Annotated in this window: 14 protein-coding genes, 1 tRNA gene and 3 rRNA genes; 15 read left to right on the top strand and 3 right to left on the bottom strand. The window is 44.4% G+C overall.

The annotated features are described in order from the left end of the window. Positions 1-103 precede the first annotated feature (103 nt). The 4 genes from tatA to hemB all read left to right on the top strand — a co-directional run bounded on the left by tatA (position 104) and on the right by hemB (position 2,730). Positions 104-364 carry a Sec-independent protein translocase subunit TatA gene (gene tatA / locus BDD30_RS09660; protein ID WP_015835962.1) on the top strand — a complete coding sequence of 87 codons (261 nt, stop codon included), beginning with the start codon at positions 104-106 and terminating at the stop codon, positions 362-364. 3 nt (positions 365-367) lie between these two features. Further along, positions 368-811, top strand: coding sequence for a Sec-independent protein translocase protein TatB (gene tatB / locus BDD30_RS09655; protein ID WP_015835961.1), 444 nt, complete (start codon positions 368-370; stop codon positions 809-811). Positions 812-833: 22 nt separating this feature from the next. Then, on the top strand, positions 834-1,610 hold the full coding sequence (gene tatC, locus BDD30_RS09650) for a Sec-independent protein translocase subunit TatC (protein WP_015835960.1): 777 nt from the start codon (positions 834-836) through the stop codon (positions 1,608-1,610). A gap of 106 nt (positions 1,611-1,716) precedes the next feature. Beyond that, positions 1,717-2,730, top strand: a complete 1,014-nt coding sequence (gene hemB / locus BDD30_RS09645; RefSeq protein WP_015835959.1) for a porphobilinogen synthase — start codon at positions 1,717-1,719, stop codon at positions 2,728-2,730. 48 nt (positions 2,731-2,778) lie between these two features. Here hemB and rfaH read toward each other — a convergent pair whose 3' ends face one another. After that, positions 2,779-3,267 carry a transcription/translation regulatory transformer protein RfaH gene (gene rfaH / locus BDD30_RS09640; protein ID WP_015835958.1) on the bottom strand — a complete coding sequence of 163 codons (489 nt, stop codon included), beginning with the start codon at positions 3,265-3,267 and terminating at the stop codon, positions 2,779-2,781. 491 nt (positions 3,268-3,758) lie between these two features. Here rfaH and ubiD point away from each other — a divergent pair, with 491 nt between their 5' ends. Both ubiD and fre read left to right on the top strand, forming a co-directional pair. Further along, positions 3,759-5,231: a 4-hydroxy-3-polyprenylbenzoate decarboxylase gene (gene ubiD / locus BDD30_RS09635; RefSeq protein WP_041382473.1), complete on the top strand. Its 1,473-nt coding sequence runs from the start codon at positions 3,759-3,761 to the stop codon at positions 5,229-5,231. A 10-nt stretch (positions 5,232-5,241) separates the two neighbouring features. Next, a complete protein-coding gene (fre, locus tag BDD30_RS09630) occupies positions 5,242-5,943 on the top strand; it encodes an NAD(P)H-flavin reductase (RefSeq protein ID WP_015835956.1) in 702 nt (233 codons plus the stop codon). An 86-nt stretch (positions 5,944-6,029) separates the two neighbouring features. On the opposite strand, the gene fadA is transcribed toward fre, so the two are convergent. Continuing rightward, positions 6,030-7,196, bottom strand: a complete 1,167-nt coding sequence (gene fadA / locus BDD30_RS09625) for an acetyl-CoA C-acyltransferase FadA (protein WP_041382471.1) — start codon at positions 7,194-7,196, stop codon at positions 6,030-6,032. Positions 7,197-7,207: 11 nt separating this feature from the next. Continuing rightward, positions 7,208-9,394, bottom strand: coding sequence for a fatty acid oxidation complex subunit alpha FadB (gene fadB, locus BDD30_RS09620; RefSeq protein WP_015835954.1), 2,187 nt, complete (start codon positions 9,392-9,394; stop codon positions 7,208-7,210). Positions 9,395-9,668: 274 nt separating this feature from the next. On the opposite strand from fadB, the gene pepQ reads away from it, so the two are divergent. From pepQ to gntR, 9 genes are all read left to right on the top strand, one after another. After that, a complete protein-coding gene (gene pepQ, locus BDD30_RS09615; protein WP_015835953.1) occupies positions 9,669-11,003 on the top strand; it encodes a Xaa-Pro dipeptidase in 1,335 nt (444 codons plus the stop codon). Continuing rightward, on the top strand, positions 11,003-11,614 hold the full coding sequence (locus BDD30_RS09610; RefSeq protein ID WP_015835952.1) for an IMPACT family protein: 612 nt from the start codon (positions 11,003-11,005) through the stop codon (positions 11,612-11,614). The genes pepQ and BDD30_RS09610 overlap by 1 nt, the downstream gene beginning before the upstream one ends. Positions 11,615-11,651: 37 nt before the next feature. Then, positions 11,652-13,103: a Trk system potassium transporter TrkH gene (gene trkH / locus BDD30_RS09605; RefSeq protein WP_015835951.1), complete on the top strand. Its 1,452-nt coding sequence runs from the start codon at positions 11,652-11,654 to the stop codon at positions 13,101-13,103. A 24-nt stretch (positions 13,104-13,127) separates the two neighbouring features. Then, the gene (gene hemG, locus BDD30_RS09600; protein ID WP_015835950.1) at positions 13,128-13,664 is read left to right on the top strand and encodes a menaquinone-dependent protoporphyrinogen IX dehydrogenase; all 537 of its coding nucleotides are present in this window, start codon (positions 13,128-13,130) and stop codon (positions 13,662-13,664) included. Positions 13,665-14,040: 376 nt separating this feature from the next. Further along, positions 14,041-15,585: ribosomal RNA gene (locus tag BDD30_RS09595) — 16S ribosomal RNA — on the top strand. A gap of 82 nt (positions 15,586-15,667) precedes the next feature. Then, positions 15,668-15,743 (top strand) — tRNA-Glu (locus BDD30_RS09590). A 189-nt stretch (positions 15,744-15,932) separates the two neighbouring features. Continuing rightward, positions 15,933-18,954 (top strand): 23S ribosomal RNA (locus BDD30_RS09585). Between the two features lie 141 nt (positions 18,955-19,095). Beyond that, positions 19,096-19,211, top strand: a 5S ribosomal RNA gene (gene rrf, locus BDD30_RS09580). The 16S, 23S and 5S rRNA genes sit together here with 1 tRNA gene alongside, the layout of an rRNA operon. A gap of 1,043 nt (positions 19,212-20,254) precedes the next feature. Then, positions 20,255-21,250 (top strand): gluconate operon transcriptional repressor GntR, encoded by a 996-nt coding sequence (gene gntR, locus BDD30_RS09575; protein ID WP_015835949.1) that lies wholly within the window; start codon positions 20,255-20,257, stop codon positions 21,248-21,250. The last annotated feature ends 71 nt before the right edge of the window (positions 21,251-21,321 follow it).

Genomic DNA, 21,321 nt, shown 5'->3' with positions numbered 1-21,321 from the left:
TGTGACCGGGGTGAATGAGTGCAGCCAACAAAGAGGTAACTTGAAAGATGATGGGTATAGTGAACTATTAATAATAATCATTGTTAAGTAGAGGTGAATCAGAATGGGCGGTATAAGTATTTGGCAATTACTCATCATTGCGGTCATTGTGGTGCTGTTGTTCGGCACGAATAAACTCCGCACTTTAGGTTCTGATCTTGGAGAATCTATTAAAGGTTTTAAAAAAGCGATAGGGGATGATAATCAGCCTCAGCAAGCACAAAAAACCAGTAATGATGCTGATTTTGAGACTAAAAACATTACTGAAAAACAATCTGTAGCTCGATCTGAAACATCTGAGAGCAAAAATAAAGAGCAGGTATAAACCGTGTTTGACATTGGTTTTGGTGAGCTACTGTTAGTTATGGTCATTGGCTTGGTAGTTCTGGGGCCAGAACGGTTACCGGTGGCAGTAAAAACGGTTGCTGGTTGGATCAGGGCGTTACGTTCTTTGGCTGCTAATGTCCAAAATGAGCTTGCCCAAGAACTGAAATTGCAGGAACTTCAGGAAAGCTTGAAAAAAGTTCAAGAAGAAGCGGGGTTGCAGAATTTATCTCCAGAATTAAAAGCTTCGATGGATGAGCTAAAAGAAGCTGCTGAGTCTTTGAAAAAAGCATACCAAAATGAACCTGATGTAGAGAATATAAAGGCATCAGAAATAGAGAAGGTAGTACAAAATCCGGCAACGCCTCAGGTTACGGACTCATCCGAATCTTCTTCTATAGTGGATGATAAAACGACTTCTGAAACGAAGAAAAAAACTTCTAATTAAGTTTAATGGTGAACACTAAAACATGGCTGTTGATGATACCCAACCACTTATCAGTCACCTTATTGAACTGCGTAAGAGAATTCTAAACAGTTTGTTGACTGTATTAGTGGTTTTTTTAGCATTGGTTTATTTTTCTAACGACATCTATCAGATGATCTCTGCACCTTTGATTAAGCAATTACCTCAAGGTGCTAGTATGATAGCGACAGATGTGGCTTCTCCCTTTTTTACACCGATAAAACTGACCGTTATGGTGTCGATATTTGTATCTGCACCTATGGTTCTTTATCAGGTATGGGCGTTTATTGCTCCCGCGTTATATAAGCATGAACGCCGTTTGATGATCCCTCTGCTCGTTTCCAGTAGTCTGTTGTTCTATTTGGGGATGGCATTTGCTTACTTCGTCGTATTTCCGATAGCTTTTGGGTTCTTTGCTAAGACAGCACCAGCAGGGGTTTTGATTGCAACGGATATCAGTAATTATTTGAGTTTTGTCATGGCACTGTTTATGGCTTTTGGTGTTTCTTTTGAAGTGCCTGTTGCCATTATTTTATTGTGCTGGAGCGGGGTGGTAACACCTGAGTCTCTGAAGAAAAAGCGTCCGTATATTTTGGTAGGCGCTTTTGTTGTCGGTATGTTGTTGACTCCCCCAGATGTTTTCTCGCAAACTTTACTGGCTATTCCTATGTATCTGTTGTTTGAACTGGGTATTTTGCTCTCCCGTTTTTACACTGGACAGCGCAAATTAGGGGATCGTTCAGAAGACGAGCAAGTATCGGAAGCAAATACGGAAAAGTGATAATAGTAATCTTAATATGTCGTTCTGTAGTGCTAAGATATTACACAAAGCAATAGCATATTAATTAACCCAGCGCTAGGCGCTGGGTTTAAGTTAGGAGAGCTATATGAGCTATGCATTTCCAGGCACTTTCCCTGGTCGCCGTATGCGTCGAGTGCGCCGCCATGATTTTTCCCGTCGTTTAGTTGCTGAGAATCAATTAACTGTCAATGACTTAATCTATCCTGTGTTTGTGATGGAAGGGACTAACTGTCGTCAGGAAGTTCCTTCTATGCCAGGGGTGTATCGTCTGACAATTGATCTTTTGTTGAAAGAAGCTGAAGAGATTGCCCGGTTGGGGATTCCTGTATTGTCTCTGTTTCCTGTTATTGAAGCAGATAAAAAATCTCTGGATGCGAAAGAAGCTTATAGTCCTGATGGACTAATTCAACGGACTATACGCACGCTGAAAGAAGCGGTTCCTGAACTGGGATTATTGACTGATGTAGCATTAGATCCGTTCACTACACATGGTCAGGATGGAATTATTGATCAGGATGGTTATGTAATTAATGATGTTACCAAAGATATCTTGGTCAAACAGGCGCTGTCACATGCGGAGGCTGGTGCTGAGATTATTGCGCCAAGTGACATGATGGACGGACGGATTGGTGCAATTCGAGAGAAGCTTGAAGAGGAAGGTCATGTAAATACTCAGATTATGGCTTATTCCGCTAAGTATGCTTCTGGTTATTATGGTCCTTTCCGTGATGCTATCGGTTCAAGTAGTCATCTAAAAGGTGGTAATAAAAAGAATTATCAAATGGACCCTGCTAACAGCGATGAAGCGTTGCAAGAGATTGCTCAGGATTTGCAGGAAGGCGCTGATACTGTGATGGTTAAACCGGGTATGCCTTACCTGGATGTTATCCGTAGGGTAAAAGAGACATTTGGTGTCCCAACCTTTGCTTACCAAGTATCTGGTGAATATGCCATGCATATGGCTGCTATCCAGAATGGGTGGTTACCGGAACAGGTAATTATGGAATCCCTGTTGTGTTTCAAGCGTGCGGGAGCAGATGGCGTGCTGACATATTTTGCAAAACAGGTTGCTCAACAGTTAATTGAGCAGCGGTTGTAATATCGATTAAAAACGGGTGAATATGAATTCTGCCCGTTTTTTGTTTGGTTAAATCTTCACAAACTGCTTGTTATCAAGTGCCTTGGGTAATTGCCTATTCAGAATATTGAGCAACAAAATAGAACGGGTTTCTCCATCTGGTTCATTGTAGATAGCTTGTAATCCTTCAAAAATTCCTTCGGTGATTAATACCGTATCACCCGCTACGGGTGTATCGGGTGATACATATTCTTGCTCAGTTGCTGACACGATTTCTTTAATCAGAGTTTCCGGTACGATTGCCGGATGCACACCAAAACGGACAAAATGGCTGACACCGCGCGTTGAATTGATAGTCGTAGTATGAATGACTTCCGGGTCAAACTGAACAAACAGGTAATTAGGAAAAAGTGGTTCTGTATTCACAGTACGTTTACCACGGGTTATTTTTTCAATTCTCGCGGTAGGAGTCAGGCAAGCAACATCCTGTCGTTCCAGATTTTCTATTGCTCGTGAAATTTGTCCACGTTTACAGTAGATGAGGTACCAGTTTTCCATGTTTATTTAACCTTGATCCAATGACTATTAAGCATAGCAAAATAGACAAGGGCATTACAGGCATTATCTTAGTGATAATTGTTTGATGATAGATATTTATTGTTATGAGTGAGTACTGTGTTTTTAGTAAAAAAGCGATGAATAATATCATGGTAAGCCACGGATAAAGTAGTCAATATAAGGTTGGTACTTTTTTCTGCAATTAAGATAAGGATTAAGTATTTCTGTTGAATAATGGCAAACTTTTAGATAACTCGAACGGTTGAGTTATGCTCAAGATCGATTGGATATAATAATTGCTAAATATGGTATCTATGCTGCTATGTTAATTTCAGGTGTATTTGACTTTGAGATCTCAAGGTTGAATTAAACCCATTGCTTTTTATTAAGTTATTGGTTTACCTTGTAGTCTTCTAAAAAAACACAAAAAAGCTGAGTGGGATAGCTTATAATGTTTTCTCTCCCCTTAAAAACCGGCATGAATGGATAGTATGAAATACCGTGACTTGAGAGATTTTCTGGCCTTACTGGAACAGAAAGGTGAGTTGAAACGTATCAGCCTTGAAGTTGATCCTTATTTGGAGATGACTGAGATTGCGGATCGTACCCTCCGCGCTGGTGGGCCTGCCTTGTTGTTTGAAAATCCCAAAGGTTATTCAATGCCTGTATTGTGTAATTTGTTTGGTACTGCCAAACGTGTTGCTATGGGAATGGGGCAGGATGATGTTAAAGCTTTGCATGATGTAGGTAAGTTGCTAGCTTTTTTGAAAGAACCCGATCCTCCTAAAGGTTTTCGTGATTTGATAGATAAGCTGCCGAAATTTAAGCAAGTTCTTAATATGCCGACTAAACGGCTTAATACTGCAGCTTGTCAGGAGCAAATTTGGGTTGGTGATGATGTCGATTTAAACCGTATTCCTATAATGCACTGTTGGCCAGAGGATGCTGCCCCGCTAATTACTTGGGGGCTGACAGTAACCCGTGGTCCAAATAAAGAGCGGCAAAATCTTGGTATTTATCGCCAGCAGGTGTTGGGTAAAAATAAACTCATTATGCGTTGGTTATCTCATCGTGGGGGGGCTCTTGATTTTCAGGAGTGGTGTCAGGCTCACCCAGGAGAACGTTTCCCAGTTGCTGTCGCGTTGGGGGCTGATCCGGCGACAATATTGGGTGCTGTGACGCCAGTTCCTGACACGTTATCAGAATATGCATTTGCTGGGTTGTTAAGAGGACATAAAACAGAAGTTGTGAAATGCCTTTCAAATAATTTGGAGGTACCAGCAAGCGCTGAGATCATACTGGAGGGATATATTGAGCCTAGCGAGTTAGCTCCAGAAGGGCCATATGGTGACCATACGGGTTATTATAATGAAATCGATATGTTCCCAGTGTTCACTGTGACACACGTTACTCAACGTCACGATGCTATTTATCACTCGACTTATACTGGCCGTCCACCAGATGAACCTGCTGTATTAGGTGTTGCATTGAATGAGGTGCTGGTGCCGATCTTGCAAAAGCAATTTCCTGAAATTGTCGATTTTTATTTGCCTCCAGAAGGTTGCTCCTATCGCCTTGCCGTCGTGACTATGAAGAAGCAGTATGCAGGTCATGCCAAGCGGGTCATGATGGGGGTTTGGTCATATCTGCGACAATTTATGTATACAAAATTTGTTATTGTTTGTGATGATGATATCAATGCCAGAGACTGGAACGATGTCATTTGGGCAATCACTACGCGAATGGACCCGGTAAGAGATACGGTATTAATGGAGAATACTCCAATCGATTATCTCGATTTTGCATCACCAGTTTCAGGGTTAGGTTCGAAAATGGGTATGGATGCAACGAATAAATGGCCGGGGGAGACGCAGAGGGAATGGGGACGCCCTATCGTGATGAGTGAAGAAGTGCGTACCCGCGTCAACAAGATTTGGGATGAATTAGATATTTTAAGACCATAAGAGGGAACGCATGACAACACTGAGCTGTAAAGTAACCTCCGTAGAGGCTATTACTGATACGGTTTATCGGGTTCGGTTACTTCCTGATTCTCCGTTCTCATTCCGTGCCGGTCAGTATCTGATGGTGGTGATGGATGAGAGAGATAAACGTCCGTTCTCAATGGCATCAACGCCCTCAGAAAAGAAGTTTATTGAATTACATATTGGTGCTTCTGAACTGAATCTGTATGCAATGGCTGTGATGGATAGAATTCTTGAACGGAAAATAATTGATATTGATATTCCTCATGGTAAAGCTTGGTTCCGTCAGAGTAGCACTAATCCGTTGTTATTGATTGCAGGCGGTACGGGTTTTTCTTATACCCGTTCTATATTGCTAACAGCTTTGGAAGAACAACCTGAGCGTAAAATCTCTATTTACTGGGGAGGTAGAGAATTACAACATTTATATGATCTTGCTGAATTACAGTTACTTACAGATAGTTATTCTAATCTGACAGTTGTTCCAGTTGTTGAACAGTCGGAGAATGACTGGTGTGGACGTACTGGGACAGTTTTAAAAGCAGTGCTAGAAGATTTTGGCAGTTTAGCCAATTATGATATCTATATTGCTGGGCGCTTTGAAATGGCAAAAATTGCTCGTGAGCGCTTTTGTTGTGAGCGTGATGCTTCCGCTGACAGTATGTATGGTGATGCTTTCGAATTTATTTAAAAAATAATAATAAAAAAACCCGCCCCTGACAGGCGGGAATTACGGCAACAACGACTCAGTTATAATATTTTTTTACAGATAAGTTCTTAATCCATTCTTTCTATGATGGTAGCAATACCTTGACCTAAGCCGATACACATGGTTGCCAAGCCAAACTGAACATCGCGGCGTTCCATCAGATTCAGCAATGTTGTTGTGATGCGAGCACCTGAGCAGCCTAATGGGTGTCCGAGAGCAATTGCGCCACCATTAAGGTTTACTTTGTCATCCATACTATCCAGTAAATTTAGACCTTTCATACAGGCAAGTGATTGAGCGGCAAATGCTTCGTTGAGCTCAATTACATCTATATCGGACAGCTCTAAACCTGCTTTTTTGAGCGCTATTTGTGTAGCAGGGACAGGACCATATCCCATAATGGAAGGATCGCAACCAACAACAGCCATAGAACGGATACGAGCGCGAGGTTTCAGTCCCAGATTTTTGGCATAGCTTTCACTGGTTATCAGCATTGCAGATGCACCATCGGATAAGGCAGAGGCGTTTCCTGCGGTAACCGAACCTGTTACCGGATCGAAGACAGGACGTAGAGCTGCCAGATCTTTCAGATTGGTATCTGGACGGATAACTTCATCGTAATTGAACAGCCTCAGTATACCATCAGCATCGTGGCCGTAAGTTGGTGATATCTCATTGGAGAATGCACCTGATTGCGTTGCTTGTGTTGCACATTGATGAGAACGAAGAGCAAATTCATCCTGCATTTCACGGCTGATATGGTGAGTCTTTGCCAGCATTTCAGCGGTTAACCCCATAACTCCCGCTGCTTTGGCGACACTTCGGCTCATTTTAGGATGGAAATCTACACCATGAGTCATCGGAACATGACCCATATGTTCTACACCTCCAACCAACGTAATATTGGCTTCTCCGGTCATAATCATACGGGTGCCATCGTGCAATGCCTGCATTGATGAACCGCACAGCCGGTTAACAGTCACGGCTGGTACAGAATGAGGGAAACCCGCCAGCAATGCAGCATTACGGGCAATATTGAAGCCTTGCTCCAGAGTTTGTTGAACACAACCCCAGTAGATATCATCTACTTTATGTTGCTGTATTGCCGGATTACGTTTAAATATCTCTTTCATCAGGTGAGCAGAGAGATCTTCAGCCCGGACCTGACGGAATGCACCACCTTTTGAGCGCCCCATGGGGGTGCGGATGCCATCAATAATGACTACATTTTCCATGTTTCCAGACCTCACGCTGTTGTTCCGGTGCTGACAGCAATCGTTGCTGCTGTAGGGTAGTAACTTTCATTACGTTCAGCTTTGGCTTTCAGACCAGGTGGTACCTGATAAAGAGCACCGAGGTGAGCATAATTTTCAGCCATTTTTACGTAAGCTGCTGTTCCCATCGTTTCCAGATAACGGAAAACGCCACCACGGAACGGAGGGAAGCCGAGGCCATAGACTAGAGCCATATCAGCTTCTGCTGGGCTGGCAATGACACCTTCTTCCAAACAACGGACAACTTCGTTGATCATTGGGATCATCGTACGGGCAATGATCTCCTCACCGGAGAAATTATTCTTCGGTTGGCAGATGGTTGCCAGAAGTTGATCTGTTTGCTCGTCTTGCTCTTTTTTAGGTTTGCCTTTCTTATCCTGCGTATACTTATAGAAACCGATACCATTTTTCTGCCCGTAACGTTGATTGTCATATAAAACATCAATGGCATCTTTATAATCACGCTGCATACGATCTGGGAATCCTTGGGCCATGACTGATTGAGCATGATGTGCAGTATCAAGACCAATAACGTCGATAAGATAAGCAGGACCCATTGGCCAACCAAATTCTTTCTCCATGATTTTATCTATTTGACGGAAATCGCCACCATCACGTAATAGAAGACCGAAGCCGAGGAGATAAGGTAGAAGTACTCTGTTTACAAAGAATCCCGGACAGTCATTAACGACGATAGGAGTTTTCCCTATTTTACTGGCGTAGGCAACTACAGTTGAAATTGTCTTTTCAGAGGTTTTTGCACCACGAATGATTTCAACCAACGGCATACGATGTACCGGGTTAAAGAAGTGCATACCACAGAAGTTTTCCGGGCGTTTTAGGGAGTTAGCTAATTCTGAAATTGGAATTGTTGAAGTGTTGGATGCCAGGATACAATCTTCATTAACCAAATTTTCAGTTTCTGATAGTACAGCTGCTTTGATCTTAGGATTCTCTACTACTGCTTCAACTACGATTTGAGCTTGCTCGATACCGGCATAATTTAGTGTAGGTTGAATAGAAGAGAGGGTTAGAGCCATTTTTATGGGGTCTAGACGACCACGTTCAAACTGTTTGTTTAGAAGTTTTGCCGCTTCAATCATGCCTAACTCAAGAGCCTGCTGACTGATGTCTTTCATCATGACAGGAATCCCTTTGCGGGCAGATTGATAGGCAATGCCGCCACCCATAATTCCAGCGCCTAGAACGGCAGCATATTCAGGTGTTGTGACCTCTTTCAGATGTTTTTTCGCCAGCCCTTTTATATACTGGTCATTAAGGAAAATACCGACTAAAGCACGGGCGACATTTGTCTGAGCCAGAGGAATAAAGCTGGCAGTTTCTTGTTTCAGTGCTTCATCACGACCAAATGTAGCCGATTTTTCTATGGATTTAACAGCAGTGATGGGGGCTGGGTAGTGTGGACCGGCAACTTTCATCACCATGCCTTTTGCCACATTAAAACTCATAGCACGTTCGATTTCATTGAGCTTTAAAGGCTCTAATTTTGGCTGGCGTGCTGCTTTCCAATCAAGGTCTCCTGCAATAGCCTGTTCCAGCATGGAAACTGCAGAATTAATCAGTTTTTCATTAGAAACAACGGCATCAATAAGGCCATTTTTCAATGCTTCTTCCGCACCAATATCTTTACCTGCGGCGATGATATCCAGTGCATTATCTGTCCCGATAAGGCGTGGAAGGCGAACTGAGCCACCGAAACCAGGCATAATACCAAGCTTGGTTTCTGGCAGTCCAATGCGTACGTCAGGGGAGGCTACACGGAAATCTGTAGATAGAACGCATTCACAACCGCCACCAAGAGCATAACCATTTATTGCAGAAATGGTTGGAACGGGTAAATCTTCTATCCGATTAAAAATGTTATTTGAGAAATCAAGCCATTCTTGCAGTTTTTCTACGGGTGAATCGAATAAAGAGAGAAATTCAGTAATATCCGCACCAACAATAAATGCGGCTTTCTCAGAACGTAATAAAACGCCTTTCAGTTCAGTTTGTTGCTCCAGGATAGCGACAGCCTTATCCAGAGATGCAACAGTTTTGGTATCCAGTTTATTAATAGCGGCTGGGGCATTGAAGACTAGCTCAGCAATGCCATCTTTCAGCCAGTTTACTTGAATTGTTTCACTTTGATAGAGCATGTCGTTCTCCTAAATGAGCGCATACCATCTGGTATGACCAGATGGGTTTGATTGTGGTTATTATGTTAAGTAAATGCAAATGAGTGATTAATTTTTTGCAAGGGTGATCACAAGTGAGATTTGTATCTCATTGACAATAATTGTTTTTATATTTTGATAAATAAGGGATTAGTAGAGTCAGATAATATTGAGATGATTTTGGCGTGATACCTGCAAATATCAATGATTGTGATAAGCTAATGATTCAGCCATAAAATAAAAAAGGTCAATTAAAATGGAAAAGTTGGCATCTCTGTACCGCGAACATATCTCTACATTACAACAACGTGCCCGTGAAGTATTGGTACGTAATCAATTTGATGCTCTGCTTATTCACTCAGGAGAGTTACAATGTATTTTCCTTGATGACAGAGACTATCCTTTCAAAGTTAACACTCATTTCAAAGCTTGGGTGCCAGTAACTAAAGTACCTAATTGCTGGTTATGGGTAGATGGTATTAATAAACCTAAATTATGGTTTTATTCACCAGTAGATTATTGGCATAGCGTAGAACCGCTTCCTACCAGTTATTGGACCAAAGAAGTTGAAATAATTCATTTGGTAAATACCCAAGATATTAATTCGGAGTTAAACCCTTATGTAAAACATAATGTTGTTTATATCGGTTGCTCACCACAAAGGGCAAAAGAACTTGGTTTCTCTGAACATAATATCAATCCAAAGGCTGTTCTGGATTATTTCCATTTTTATCGTTCATACAAAACAGACTATGAATTAGCTTGTATGCGTGAGGCGCAAAAAACGGCTGTTGTCGGGCATCTGGCAGCTTATGAAGCATTTCAGGCTGGTATGAGTGAATTTGATATCAATATATCTTATCTAATGGCAACAGGTCACCGTGATACGGATGTTCCTTATGATAATATTATTGCTATGAATGAGAATTCGGCAGTTTTGCATTACACAGTATTACAGCACAATGCACCTGCCGAAGTACGTAGTTTGCTGATTGATGCCGGTGCTGAATATAATGGCTATGCAGCAGATATTACCCGTACTTATGCAGCAAAAAGTAATAACGAATTTGCTTCTCTGATTAAGGATTTGAATGCTGAACAAAAAGCTCTCATCAGCACAATTAAAGCAGGAGTTCGCTATACCGAATATCATATCCAGATGCATCATCGAATTGCTAACTTGCTGAAAAAACATGGTATTGTAAAAAATATCAGCGAAGAAACTATGCTTGAGAAAGGACTAACAATGCCATTTTTTCCACATGGTATTGGCCATCCTCTTGGATTACAGGTTCATGATGTGGCAGGATTTATGCAGGATGATACAGGTACACATTTAGCATCCCCGGCTATATATCCATATTTGCGCTGTACCCGTATTTTGGAACCTCGTATGGTGTTAACCATAGAGCCGGGCCTTTATTTCATTGAATCGTTGCTTGCATCTTGGCGTGAAAGTGAATTTAGTAAACATTTTGACTGGAATAAAATAGAGATGTTTAAACCTTTCGGTGGCATACGTATCGAAGATAATATTGTCATCCATGAAAACAAAGTGGAAAACATGACTCGGGATCTTCAACTGCCATAATGAAACCTTATTTGATACCGGTAGCTTCAGTGAGTTGGACTGAAGAGATTAAAAAAAGCCGTTTTATTACTCTGCTGAAACACACTTGCGGAGCAGAGGAAGCTAAAGCGTTTATTCAGCAAATTAAAGCTCAATACCCTGATGCTCGCCATCATTGCTGGGCATTTGTTGCTGGTGCACCAGATGATTCACAACAATTAGGTTTTTCAGATGATGGCGAGCCTTCAGGAACCGCTGGTAAGCCAATATTATCTCAGCTTATGGGAAATAATGTTGGTGAAATAACAGCGGTTGTTGTCCGTTATTTTGGTGGAATAAAGTTAGGTACTGGTGGATTGGTTAGGGCATATGGAAGTAGTGTCCAACAGGCGCTGAAGTTACTGGAAACAAAGTATAAGGTTCCCCAGAAACTCTGTTCTTTACAGTGTGAATACGCCCATATCTCTATGATTGAACAGTTATTACAAAAATCAGCAGGGAAGATCATTTCCAGTGAGTATACAGAGAATGTTACTTTGCAAATTTCACTCCCAGCTACCCTGGTGAGTGAAGTCAGTGATAAATTACGTGATCTGAGTCGTGGTGTACTGTATTTAACACCTGATCTGTAAATATTCTCTGTAACTGGATTTCTAAGGAACCAGCTGAATGCATTTTCGTGCCATAACCCGTATTGTTGGGCTGCTTGTCATTCTTTTCTCCGTCACTATGATTATTCCAGGGTTGGTAGCACTTATCTATCGTGATGGAGCTGGGCGTGCATTTAGTCAGACATTTATTCTTGCCTTAGTTATCGGTTTGATGCTTTGGATACCTAATCGGGAGCAAAAACATGAGCTAAAACCCCGAGAAGGGTTTCTTATCGTGGTTTTATTCTGGACGGTATTAGGAAGTGTTGGTGCTTTACCTTTTATCTTTTCTGAACAGCCAAATCTTTCTATTACAGATGCATTCTTTGAATCTTTCTCCGGTTTAACAACAACCGGGGCGACAACACTTATTGGACTTGATTCCTTACCTAAAGCGATTCTCTTCTACCGGCAGATGCTGCAATGGTTGGGGGGGATGGGGATTATTGTATTGGCAGTTGCAATATTACCTCTGCTTGGGGTTGGAGGAATGCAGCTCTATCGAGCCGAAATGCCAGGACCTTTGAAAGATAATAAAATGCGTCCGCGAATTGCTGAAACGGCAAAAACCTTGTGGTTGATCTATGTGTTACTGACAATCGCCTGCGCTTTGGCATTATGGGCAGCGGGTATGTCAGTTTTTGATGCTATTTCTCACAGCTTTTCAACTATCGCAATCGGTGGATTTTCTACTCATGATGCCAGTATTGGTTATTTCAATAGTCCAGCGATAAACACTATTATTGCGATTTTTTTGTTGATTTCTGGTTGTAACTTTAGTTTACACTTCGCGGTGTTAACAGGGCGTAGCCTGACAGTATACTGGCGGGACCCTGAATTTCGTATGTTTATCTCTATTCAATTAGTATTGGTGATTATCTGTACTTTAATTTTGTGGTATTACGCTGTTTATGAATCTGGGATGGAGACATTGAACCAAGCTTTTTTTCAGGTTGTCTCAATGGCGACAACAGCCGGATTTAGTACAGATAGCTTTGCCCGTTGGCCATCATTTTTGCCAATATTGTTATTGTGTTCTGCTTTTATCGGTGGCTGTGCAGGTTCGACTGGAGGGGGACTGAAGGTCATTCGTATCTTATTGTTATTCCTACAAGGTTCCCGTGAGTTGAAACGGTTGGTTCATCCTAATGCGGTCTACACCCTTAAATTAGGGCGAAGGGCATTACCTGAACGTATTATTGAAGCAGTCTGGGGATTTTTTTCCGCTTATGCTTTGGTGTTTATCATCAGCTTGCTGTTATTGATCGCAACAGGTGTAGACGAGCTTTCTGCTTTTTCTGCAATAGCCGCTACACTGAATAATCTAGGGCCAGGGTTGGGTGTTGTTGCAGATAACTTTACTGCAATGAATCCGATAGCTAAGTGGATATTAGTTATAACAATGTTGTTTGGTCGTTTAGAAGTATTCACTTTGTTAGTTTTATTTACACCGACCTTTTGGCGTGAATAGCCTATTGGGAACAAGGACATAGATATGAATTGTTTATTACTTTATTCCAGCCGAGATGGGCAGACGAAGAAAATTATTACCTGTATTGCTGAAAATCTACGTAGAGCAGGGGAATTATGTGATCTTAAAGACTTGGCAACAGTAAAAAGAGTCAATTGGGAATCTTATGACAAGGTTATGATTGGAGCTTCAATCAGGTATGGCCGTTTTGATCCAGTACTAAAAAAATTCGCTATTTGCCATAAACAACAACTTAATAAAATGCCAACCGCATTTTTTGGCGTTAATTTAACAGCAAGGAAGCCAGAGAAATGTACTCCCGAAACGAATGTCTATGTTCGTAAATTTTTGCTTAATACACCTTGGAAACCAGATCTGTGCGGTGTTTTTGCTGGCGCATTACTTTATCCTCGTTATCGTTGGTTGGATCGTGTAATGGTTAAGTTGATCATGCAAATGACTGGTGGGGAAACGGATACAACTCAGGAGATTGAGTATACAGATTGGCAGCAAGTCGATCGTTTTACCGATAGTTTTTTTAGAATGATGAGTAAAAAATAGCCTGTTTGTTCTTTTTATCAGTGTTTTGTTGAAAAAAAACGCGAACGAAAGTTTTTTGCAAATAAACACTTGCCAGCGCCGAAGAACGCCCTATAATGCGCCACCACTGACCGACACAACGCTGATAAACGTTGTCAGGCTAGGCAGAGAAAAGCCAATAAGCGCTTGACTCTGCGGGCGGAAAGCGTAATATACGCAGCCCGGCTGAGCGAGAATATTAATTTTTGATTTGGCCTGCTCTTTAACAATTAATCAGACAATCTGTGTGGGCACTCACAAGACCGTATCACAAAAAAATACGTCTTAAAGTCTTGAAGAGTGAACAACAGTTAATTCATTACGAACTAACAGGGCAATTCTTTGAGCATCAAACTTTAAATTGAAGAGTTTGATCATGGCTCAGATTGAACGCTGGCGGCAGGCCTAACACATGCAAGTCGAGCGGTAACAGGAAAGTGCTTGCACTTTTGCTGACGAGCGGCGGACGGGTGAGTAATGTCTGGGGATCTGCCCGAGGGCGGGGGATAACCACTGGAAACGGTGGCTAATACCGCATGATGTCGCGAGACCAAAGTGGGGGACCTGAAAGGGCCTCACGCCCTCGGATGAACCCAGATGGGATTAGCTAGTAGGTAGGGTAATGGCCTACCTAGGCGACGATCCCTAGCTGGTCTGAGAGGATGACCAGCCACACTGGGACTGAGACACGGCCCAGACTCCTACGGGAGGCAGCAGTGGGGAATATTGCACAATGGGCGCAAGCCTGATGCAGCCATGCCGCGTGTATGAAGCAGGCCTTCGGGTTGTAAAGTACTTTCAGCGGGGAGGAAGGGTTTGGCCTGAAGAGGGTTAAATTTTGACGTTACCCGCAGAAGAAGCACCGGCTAACTCCGTGCCAGCAGCCGCGGTAATACGGAGGGTGCAAGCGTTAATCGGAATGACTGGGCGTAAAGCGCACGCAGGCGGTCAATTAAGTTAGATGTGAAATCCCCGGGCTCAACCTGGGAATGGCATCTAAGACTGGTTGGCTAGAGTCTCGTAGAGGGGGGTAGAATTCCATGTGTAGCGGTGAAATGCGTAGAGATGTGGAGGAATACCGGTGGCGAAGGCGGCCCCCTGGACGAAGACTGACGCTCAGGTGCGAAAGCGTGGGGAGCAAACAGGATTAGATACCCTGGTAGTCCACGCTGTAAACGATGTCGATTTGGAGGTTGTGGCCTAGAGCTGTGGCTTCCGGAGCTAACGCGTTAAATCGACCGCCTGGGGAGTACGGCCGCAAGGTTAAAACTCAAATGAATTGACGGGGGCCCGCACAAGCGGTGGAGCATGTGGTTTAATTCGATGCAACGCGAAGAACCTTACCTACTCTTGACATCCAGAGAAGACCTCAGAGATGAGGTTGTGCCTTCGGGAGCTCTGAGACAGGTGCTGCATGGCTGTCGTCAGCTCGTGTTGTGAAATGTTGGGTTAAGTCCCGCAACGAGCGCAACCCTTATCCTTTGTTGCCAGCACGTTGAGGTGGGAACTCAAAGGAGACTGCCGGTGATAAACCGGAGGAAGGTGGGGATGACGTCAAGTCATCATGGCCCTGACGAGTAGGGCTACACACGTGCTACAATGGCGGATACAAAGTGAAGCGACCTCGCGAGAGCAAGCGGAACACACAAAGTCTGTCGTAGTCCGGATTGGAGTCTGCAACTCGACTCCATGAAGTCGGAATCGCTAGTAATCGTAGATCAGCATGCTACGGTGAATACGTTCCCGGGCCTTGTACACACCGCCCGTCACACCATGGGAGTGGGTGGCAAAAGAAGTCGGTAGCCTAACCGCGAGGGGGGCGCTGACCACTTTGTGATTCATGACTGGGGTGAAGTCGTAACAAGGTAACCGTAGGGGAACCTGCGGTTGGATCACCTCCTTACCTGAGATGCGTTGAGTGCAGTGCTCACACAGATTGTCTGATGAAAGTAGAGCACGGGTGCGTCTGCGAAGCTGACTATCGGGTCCCCTTCGTCTAGAGGCCTAGGACACCGCCCTTTCACGGCGGTAACAGGGGTTCGAATCCCCTAGGGGACGCCACCTTGCGGGACGACGGGTGAAAGGCGTGGTCGTTGATGTATCTTTAAGCGGATTTTAAGAATCGGTTTAGCGATATAAGCTCTTTAACAATCTGGAACAAGCTGAAAAATTGAAACTGTTGATAATATCACCGAGGTATTATTGACGAGTCTCTCAAGCTGCACAATCCGAGACAGTTTCGGGTTGTGAGGTTAAGCGAATAAGCGTACACGGTGGATGCCTAGGCAGTCAGAGGCGATGAAGGACGTGCTAATCTGCGAAAAGCGTCGGTGAGCTGATATGAAGCGTGATAAGCCGGCGATGTCCGAATGGGGAAACCCAGTGCACTGCGGTGCACTATCATTAACTGAATCCATAGGTTAATGAGGCGAACCGGGGGAACTGAAACATCTCAGTACCCCGAGGAAAAGAAATCAACCGAGATTCCCCCAGTAGCGGCGAGCGAACGGGGAGGAGCCCAGAACCAGCATCAGCCACCGTCTCAGAGGAACGGTCTGGAAAGGCCGGCGATAGCGGGTGATAGCCCCGTACTTGAAGTGGGGGTGGCTGTGAGTTCGACGAGTAAGGCGGGACACGAGAAAGCCTGTCTGAATATGGGGGGACCATCCTCCAAGGCTAAATACTCCTGACTGACCGATAGTGAACCAGTACCGTGAGGGAAAGGCGAAAAGAACCCCGGTGAGGGGAGTGAAAGAGACCCTGAAACCGTGTACGTACAAGCAGTGGGAGCCCCACCACCAAAGCGTTTCGCTTTGTGTGGTGCACAAAATGCGTAACGGCATCACTGATGCGCGGTTGGCGGAGCGGTAGCGACGCCCAACACAACAATCAAGCAGTGGAGCGTTTTGGGGTGGGGTGACTGCGTACCTTTTGTATAATGGGTCAGCGACTTATATTCTGTAGCAAGGTTAACCGGATAGGGGAGCCGCAGGGAAACCGAGTCTTAACTGGGCGAAATGAGTTGCAGGGTATAGACCCGAAACCCGGTGAGCTAGCCATGGGCAGGTTGAAGGTTGGGTAACACTAACTGGAGGACCGAACCGACTAATGTTGAAAAATTAGCGGATGACTTGTGGCTGGGGGTGAAAGGCCAATCAAACCGGGAGATAGCTGGTTCTCCCCGAAAGCTATTTAGGTAGCGCCTCGTGAGTTCATCTTCGGGGGTAGAGCACTGTTTCGGCTAGGGGGCCATCCCGGCTTACCAACCCGATGCAAACTGCGAATACCGAAGAATGGTATCACGGGAGACACACGGCGGGTGCTAACGTCCGTCGTGAAGAGGGAAACAACCCAGACCGCCAGCTAAGGTCCCAAAGTCATGGTTAAGTGGGAAACGATGTGGGAAGGCCCAGACAGCCAGGATGTTGGCTTAGAAGCAGCCATCATTGAAAGAAAGCGTAATAGCTCACTGGTCGAGTCGGCCTGCGCGGAAGATGTAACGGGGCTAAACCATGCACCGAAGCTGCGGCAGCGACACGTAAGTGTCGCTGGGTAGGGGAGCGTTCTGTAAGCCGTGGAAGGTGGCGCCGTGAGGCCTGCTGGAGGTATCAGAAGTGCGAATGCTGACATAAGTAACGATAAAGCGGGTGAAAAACCCGCTCGCCGGAAGACCAAGGGTTCCTGTCCAACGTTAATCGGGGCAGGGTGAGTCGACCCCTAAGGTGAGGCTGAAAAGCGTAGCTGATGGGAAACAGGTTAATATTCCTGTACTGAATGTGACTGCGAAGGGGGGACGGAGAAGGCTAGGCCATCCGGGCGACGGTTGTCCCGGTTTAAGCGGGTAGGTGGGAGGAGCAGGCAAATCCGCTCTTCTGTGAACACTGAGGCGTGATGACGAGCCGCTACGGCGGTGAAGTGGTTGATGCCCGGCTTCCAGGAAAAGCCTCTAAGCATCAGGTCATATTGAATCGTACCCCAAACCGACACAGGTGGTCAGGTAGAGAATACTCAGGCGCTTGAGAGAACTCGGGTGAAGGAACTAGGCAAAATGGTGCCGTAACTTCGGGAGAAGGCACGCTGGCATTAGGTGAAGGAGTTGACCTCTGGAGCTGAAGCCAGTCGCAGAGACCAGCTGGCTGCAACTGTTTATTAAAAACACAGCACTGTGCAAACACGAAAGTGGACGTATACGGTGTGACGCCTGCCCGGTGCTGGAAGGTTAATTGATGGGGTTAGCCGCAAGGCGACGCTCTTGATCGAAGCCCCAGTAAACGGCGGCCGTAACTATAACGGTCCTAAGGTAGCGAAATTCCTTGTCGGGTAAGTTCCGACCTGCACGAATGGCGTAATGATGGCCAGGCTGTCTCCACCCGAGACTCAGTGAAATTGAACTCGCTGTGAAGATGCAGTGTTCCCGCGGCAAGACGGAAAGACCCCGTGAACCTTTACTATAGCTTGACACTGAACATGGAGCCTTGATGTGTAGGATAGGTGGGAGGCTAGGAAGTGTGGACGCCAGTCTGCATGGAGCCGACCTTGAAATACCACCCTTGAATGTTCGATGTTCTCACTTGGGCCCGTGAACCGGGCTGAGGACAGTGTCTGGTGGGTAGTTTGACTGGGGCGGTCTCCTCCCAAAGAGTAACGGAGGAGCACGAAGGTTGGCTAATCACGGTCGGACATCGTGAGGTTAGTGCAAAGGCATAAGCTGGCTTGACTGCGAGAGTGACGGCTCGAGCAGGTACGAAAGTAGGTCTTAGTGATCCGGTGGTTCTGAATGGAAGGGCCATCGCTCAACGGATAAAAGGTACTCCGGGGATAACAGGCTGATACCGCCCAAGAGTTCATATCGACGGCGGTGTTTGGCACCTCGATGTCGGCTCATCACATCCTGGGGCTGAAGTGGGTCCCAAGGGTATGGCTGTTCGCCATTTAAAGTGGTACGCGAGCTGGGTTTAGAACGTCGTGAGACAGTTCGGTCCCTATCTGCCGTGGGCGTAGGAAGATTGAAAGGGGCTGCTCCTAGTACGAGAGGACCGGAGTGGACGCACCGCTGGTGTACGGGTTGTCATGCCAATGGCATAGCCCGGTAGCTAAGTGCGGGAGAGATAACCGCTGAAAGCATCTAAGCGGGAAACTTGCCTTGAGATGAGTCTTCCCTTGACTTGAGTCACGGAAGGAACGTTTAAGACGAAGACGTGGATAGGCTGGGTGTGTAAGTGCAGCGATGCATTGAGCTGACCAGTACTAATGAACCGAGCGGCTTAACCTTACAACGCCGAAGGTGTTTTGGTGTCAGAAGACAGTGGACAGCTGTCAGAAGACGGAAGAGAGATGAATTTCAGCTTGTTCAGAGATTGATTCGGTGGTTGCGGGAGAGAGCGTCGCAACGGTCGGAGTAAAACAGAATACGCCTGGCGGCGATAGCGCGGTGGTCCCACCTGACCCCATGCCGAACTCAGCAGTGAAACGCCGTAGCGCCGATGGTAGTGTGGGGTCTCCCCATGCGAGAGTAGGACACTGCCAGGCTTGAAATACAGTAGAAACCCTCAGCGAAAGCTGGGGGTTTTTTGCGTTTACGGGGCTCGGGGCGAAGATGAGCAACGATGCCCTGCGATTTACCCGGTCATGTTTATCCGGCCAGAGGGCGAACGAAGGAAAGCCGTGTATAAACTGCCTGGCTTTAAATAACGCACAATGTCTCTCTGTGTTCATCCTGCCTTAAGGGTGGCTACCCATTGTCAAGGTCATCCCTTATGCGACATTGCCCTGGTTAACGGCTCTGAAGTCTGAGCCAGTGATACCGAAGAGTGGAAGGCGGGCACCACGGCTGAAAGCCCGATATTAATAGGGAAATGTCTGATGCGGATGCGGAAGAGGACTTAGTCGTTTCGAATTTTCATTAGATTAGATAAGCACTTTTTTAAGAAACAGGCGGCTTATTTGCCCGTTTATAATCAAAACCTGCTATCACGGTAGCAGGCACGAAAATGACTCAAATTGATTTCTTAAACTGATAGAAAATGGGCAGTGAAATTAGTTTTAAGTTAAGGTTAGTTCCTTATGATAGCTTTTTTTAAGAATTTTAATGAAGCCTTATTGAGCAGATTATTGGCAGGATATAATTATAATTAGTCTGAATTTTGGGTTTTAAGATAGCCAAAAATTTTCGAACTTTTATTATCGTGATTGTGGTTCTTAATCCAAATTATTTTTATTAATTGCCAGATTATGTCGTTAATTTAAGCGCTCAAATGCTATAAGAATATTAATCACAGCCTGTTACGACTTAATTTTGGGATAAGTGAGCGCTGCTATACGTTCCTAACATTTTCAGTATTCACTGATGTATTTATATTTTGACTAGTAGTGACGTCTGGAACTAACAGACACAGGATTAATCCTTTTTAAGACTCTTTTGGTTTTTTCGCCTTATTTTTCTATTTACACTGAATGAAGATTAATGACGTTTTTTGCTAAATTCAAAAAAAGTGTATCCTGATAGTGTATAACTATGTCATAACATTGTGTTTATTATCCTAAATTCTACTAATTTTAAATTGTCTTAAAATATGAAGAAAAAACGTCCTATTTTGCAAGATGTGGCTGATCGTGTTGGTGTGACGAAAATGACGGTAAGTCGTTTTTTGCGTAATCCTGATCAAGTTTCTGAGCAATTGAGAAAGAAAATAGCTAATGCTTTAGATGAATTAGGTTATATCCCCAACCGAGTGCCTGATATCCTTTCTAATTCTACCAGCTATGCTATTGGCATTTTGTTGCCTTCGTTGACTAATCAGGTTTTTGCGGAAGTTATCCGTGGTATCGAATATGTGACAGATCGTAATGGATATCAGACCATGTTAGCCCATTATGGATACTTGTCAGAGAAAGAGGAAGAGCGTCTGATTTCTTTACTTTCTTATAATATTGATGGCTTGATTCTTTCTGAGCGTACTCACACTCCTCGAACCTTAAGAATGTTGGAAACAGCTGGTATTCCTGTTGTTGAATTGATGGATTGTGTTTCCCCTTGTTTTGATACGGCAGTTGGTATTGATAACTTTGAAGCGGCTCGGCAGATGACAATGGCAATGATTGAGCGAGGTTGCCAGCAAGTTATTTATCTGGGGGCAAGGCAGGATGAAAGGACAATTATCCGTCTGGGAGGTTACGAAGTTGCTATGAAAAGTGCGGGTTTAAAACCTGGTAAGGTGATGACACCAAACAGCTCTTCTTACACATTAGGGGGACAATTACTGAATGAAGCACGAACAAAATATCCTGATGTAGATGGTTTATTTTGTACTAACGATGACCTTGCTATTGGCGCAATTTTTGAGTGCCAACGTCAGGGGATTGCTGTACCGCACGATATTGCAATAGCGGGTTTCCATGGTCACGATGTTGGTCAGGTGATGACACCAAAACTTGCTAGTGTGCTGACACCTCGTGATTTAATGGGGCGGAGAGCTGCTGAATTATTGATGGCGCGCTTGAAAGGTGAGCATTTACCGCAGAAAATGGTTGATATTGGCTTCGAAATATCACCAGGAGAAAGTATTTAGTTTATCTATTAATTTCATATTTTTTAAATTTATTTGGGATAAATATCACATTTTTATTTTCTGAAGATTCT

The sequence above is a fragment of the Photorhabdus asymbiotica genome (assembly GCF_003634575.1).
In the GTDB taxonomy this organism is placed as follows: Bacteria; Pseudomonadota; Gammaproteobacteria; order Enterobacterales; family Enterobacteriaceae; genus Photorhabdus; species Photorhabdus asymbiotica.
Note: the sequence above shows the minus strand (reverse complement) of the source record. Positions and strands in the feature narration are given on the sequence as shown.